Source organism: Roseicyclus sp. (assembly GCF_052168335.1).
Classification (GTDB): Bacteria; Pseudomonadota; Alphaproteobacteria; order Rhodobacterales; family Rhodobacteraceae; genus Roseibacterium.
Window position 1 is genome coordinate 1 of sequence record NZ_JBQLZP010000549.1, and the last position, 3,787, is coordinate 3,787.

Below are 3,787 nucleotides of genomic sequence, written 5' to 3' on the forward strand. Positions count from 1 at the left end.
GCGCTTCCGCTGGCTCCTCCGGCTCCGCGGGGGCCTCCGCCGCGCCGGCGTGCGAGGCGGCGAGGAGAGCCAGGGCCAGCGCTGTCGCCACCGTCCTCACGCCGCCGCCAGCTCCTTCTGCGCCGCCTCGATCTGGTAGAAGGTCGGCTGCATGTGCGTCGGGATGTTCGCGCGGCCGATCTCGATGCAGATGTTCGGCGGATGCTCGGAGACCATGGCGACGAAGACGTCCCGGATGATCGAGTAGAAGGTGGTTTCCTCGTCCACGATCTGCTTCAGCCGGCCCGAGATCGGGGCCACGAGGCAATAGGCGAGGAAAACGCCGAGGAACGTTCCGACGAGCGCGCCGCCGATCATCTTGCCCAGTACCTCGGGCGGCTCGTCCACCGAGGACATGGTCTTGATGACGCCGAGAACGGCGGCGACGATCCCGATGGCGGGCAGGCCGTCCGCCATGGTCTGGATCGCCTTCGACGCCGCCAGCGCCTCGTGGTGATGCTTCTTCAGCTTGCGGTTCATCACCTCTTCGGTCTGGAACTTGTCGTCGAACTGCATCGCCAGCATGCGGAAGCTGTCGGTGATCAGGTCGATGGCGAAGTGATCGGCCAGGATCTTGGGGTAGCGCTTGAAGATCTCGCTCTCGGCCGGCGCCTCGATATGCGGATCGAGGGCGATCATCCCCTTGCTCTTGAACAGGCGGCTGAGTTCGAAGAGCAGCTTGAGCAGGTCCGTGTAGTCGTCGCGCTTCCACTTCGGCCCCTTCATGACGCGCAGGATGCCGCGGCCGGAGTCCTTGATCACGGGGATCGAGTTGGCGATCACGAAGGCGCCGATGGCGCCGCCTCCGATCATCATTCCCTCGTAGGGCAGGGCGTAGAGGACGATGTCCATCTTGCCGCCCGACAGCATGAAGCCGCCGAAGATGAGACCGAACACCAGAACGATACCGATGATAAGCGTCACGCTCTTGATCTCCGCACATGAAATGGCGTATTTATCTTTGGAGATACAAGAATAAATGATCTAGAACAAGATCAATATGGGCAGGTGGCAGAGGTTTTGCATGGAGATCGGCGATGCGCTTGTCTACATTCCCGACCCGGACGCCCTGCATGCGCTCCATTCCGACTGGCCCGAGGACATGCGGGCGGCCCTGTGCATCCGCTCCGACGGGGATTGCCAGATCGCGGTCTTCCATGCGGAGGAGAGCGGCGATGCCCTGACGGCGGTGTCGCGCCTCGTGCGCCGGAGCGCCGCCTCGCTCGTTGTGGTGCCTGCCCGGGAAGGCTACGCGACGCGGAAGATATCCTTTTCGGAGGACCAGAAACTCTGCGGTATCCTTGCCGAGGCGCCGGGCCTGGGCGAGCTGGCCGCCGACTACGCGATGAACTACCGCTATGCACGGGAGGGCGGTAGCGCACGGGCGGCGCCCGACCGGGAGGCGCGACGGTCCGTCCCTCGGCCGGCACGCCCCGCCACATTGCGCCGGGACATTCCATGGCTTGCTTGCAGGGACGGAAAGCAATTCTTCGCGCGGATCTTTCTCGAGGCCGATGAATACCGGCTGACGATCCACGACGGCGAACCGCCGCTGCGTGTCGGTGAAGCGCTGTCGGCAGAGGTCGTGGAGGATGAGGCCGGCAGCGCCCGCGTGCTGCTCAAAGCGGTTTCATACCCGGGCAGGGGCCTCGCTCCGGGCGATTCCCTCGTGGTCGGCCGGGAGGCGCTTCCCGGCGAAGTCGCGGCGCGCTGGAGCGCGGGCGACGGCCACGCAACCATCAGAGCATTGCAGGATTCCTTTGTTCTTGTGGACTATCCGCTTGCGCGACGGGCGCGGTGAGCGTCCGCGAGATTCCGCCCGGACCGGCCTGCACCTCCTCCCATCCAAATATCTGCAAATAAGAGAGAAAATTTCGACCGCTCGCGCCTGAAGCGACCTGGCCGCAGCGCTGGGCAAGGGGCGGTGACGTACCCGTTCCGTGGCCATTTCATGTCGTAAGCGGCGCATTTTCGCCGCATTCCGCCATCCGGCTTGTTTTTGTTCAAGGATAGGGTATACCTCTCCCGCCAGAGCAAGGATTGGTTGGTGACTATGGTTGATCAGGTAGCAAAGCGGGACATGTTGGTCCAGATCGTGTCGGCCTATGCCGCACGCCCCGATGCCGATGTCGAGGACATCGCCGCACTGGCCGAGAAGCTCTCGAGGGTATTCTTGGCGGAGGGAGACGCGCCCCCCCCGGAACGGGACAGGACGGCGGCCGCTCCCGAATGGTCCGTGGCCGACCAGCCGGCGGTCTCTCCGGACAAGGCCGTCACGAGAGACAAGGTTTACTGCATGTGCTGCGGCAAGGGCTTCAAGATGCTGAAGCGCCATATCGGCGCGGAGCACGGGCTGACCGAGACGCAGTATCGCGCAAAGTTCAAGCTCGCCGACGATTTCCCGCTCGTCGCCCCCGACTATTCGGAGATGAAGGCGCGCTACGCAAAGAAGGCCGGCCTCGGCAAGTACAGCCGTCAGGCGGACTCGGTCGACTGAGAGGGCCTTCGACGTGACGTTCAATGGGGGGGGCGGGCGGTCGGGCCCGCCCTTCGTCGTTTCCGCGGAAACGTTAGTGCGCGGGTAACCCGCAAGGACAATTTCATGGGCGGCGACCTGCGCCCGGAGAAAGGGTTCACCGAATGTCCGAACAATCCGTGATCATCAAGAGGCTCGAGGACGACGGGCACGACGATCATCACGGCGGCGGCTGGAAGGTGGCCTACGCCGACTTCATGACGGCGATGATGGCCTTCTTCCTGCTCCTGTGGATCCTGGCGGCCTCGGACGAGGAGGCGCTTCGCGGACTTGCGGACTATTTCACGCCGAGCCTGTCGGAGGCGGGCGGACGGGGCCAGGGCTTCTTCGCCGGTCAGGTGCTCGCGGAGGACGATGTGTTGTCGGGCACCGACGGGCCCGCGACCCCGGTGCAGTTGCCGAGCTTCGGCCAGGAAAATCCCCTTGCGGTCTTCGACAGCCGCCTCCGCGACGAGATGGAGGAGGCGCCGCCCAATGCCGGCGAGCGCGGCGATCTTGCGGCCGAGGGCGCCGACGTCGCCCCGTCGGCCGCGGGCGACCGGGAGGACGCCACCGCGAACGCAGCGGAGACATCGGGCGAAGGTGATCAGGCCGAGACGTCGGCGACCGTGGCCTCCGCGGAACAGGTGCTGGCCGAGCTCGAGCGCGCGCGGGAGGAGGCGGAACGGCAGGAGCGGCTCGAGGCGGTGCGCGCCCAGATCCTGGAGTCGGTGATGTCCGATCCGGAGCTTGCCGGCCTCCAGCGGCACCTTCGTTTCGAGTTGTTGCCCGAAGGACTGGAGGTTCAGCTCGTGGACAACGAGGGACGATCCATGTTCGACCTCGGCAGTTCGGACCTCATCGGCAGGACGCAGGAGCTGGTGGGCCTCGTGGGCAGGGCGATCGCGCCGATCGACAAGCCGGTCGCCATCGCCGGACACACGGATTCACTGCCCTTCGGTGCGGGCGCTGCCTATACCAACTGGGAATTGTCCACCGACAGGGCGCACGCGACGCGGCGGGAACTGATCGCGCAGGGGGTCGATGCGTCCCGCATCGTCAGGATAACGGGGCTTGCGGACACCGTCCCGTTCTTCCCCGACCGTCCCGACGCGCCCGAGAACCGGCGTATCGCGATCCTTCTCATCTATCCTTCGGCGGCGCTTTCGGTCGGTTCCACCCCAGGATGAGCGCCTGCACAAGATGTAGGCACGAGAACTGTGACCGGAGAAT

General features: G+C 65.3%; 4 protein-coding genes. 3 read left to right on the forward strand and 1 reads right to left on the reverse strand.

The window, feature by feature from the left end:
• Positions 1-96: 96 nt before the first annotated feature.
• A complete protein-coding gene (gene motA / locus ACTS11_RS16715) occupies positions 97-963 on the reverse strand; it encodes a flagellar motor stator protein MotA (protein ID WP_442641430.1) in 867 nt (288 codons plus the stop codon).
• A 100-nt stretch (positions 964-1,063) separates the two neighbouring features.
• Here motA and ACTS11_RS16720 point away from each other — a divergent pair, with 100 nt between their 5' ends.
• The 3 genes from ACTS11_RS16720 to ACTS11_RS16730 all read left to right on the forward strand — a co-directional run bounded on the left by ACTS11_RS16720 (position 1,064) and on the right by ACTS11_RS16730 (position 3,744).
• Positions 1,064-1,840 carry a hypothetical protein gene (locus ACTS11_RS16720; RefSeq protein ID WP_442641431.1) on the forward strand — a complete coding sequence of 259 codons (777 nt, stop codon included), beginning with the start codon at positions 1,064-1,066 and terminating at the stop codon, positions 1,838-1,840.
• Positions 1,841-2,119: 279 nt separating this feature from the next.
• On the forward strand, positions 2,120-2,536 hold the full coding sequence (locus ACTS11_RS16725) for a MucR family transcriptional regulator (RefSeq protein WP_442641432.1): 417 nt from the start codon (positions 2,120-2,122) through the stop codon (positions 2,534-2,536).
• A 143-nt stretch (positions 2,537-2,679) separates the two neighbouring features.
• Positions 2,680-3,744: a flagellar motor protein MotB gene (locus ACTS11_RS16730; protein WP_442641433.1), complete on the forward strand. Its 1,065-nt coding sequence runs from the start codon at positions 2,680-2,682 to the stop codon at positions 3,742-3,744.
• Positions 3,745-3,787 lie beyond the last annotated feature (43 nt).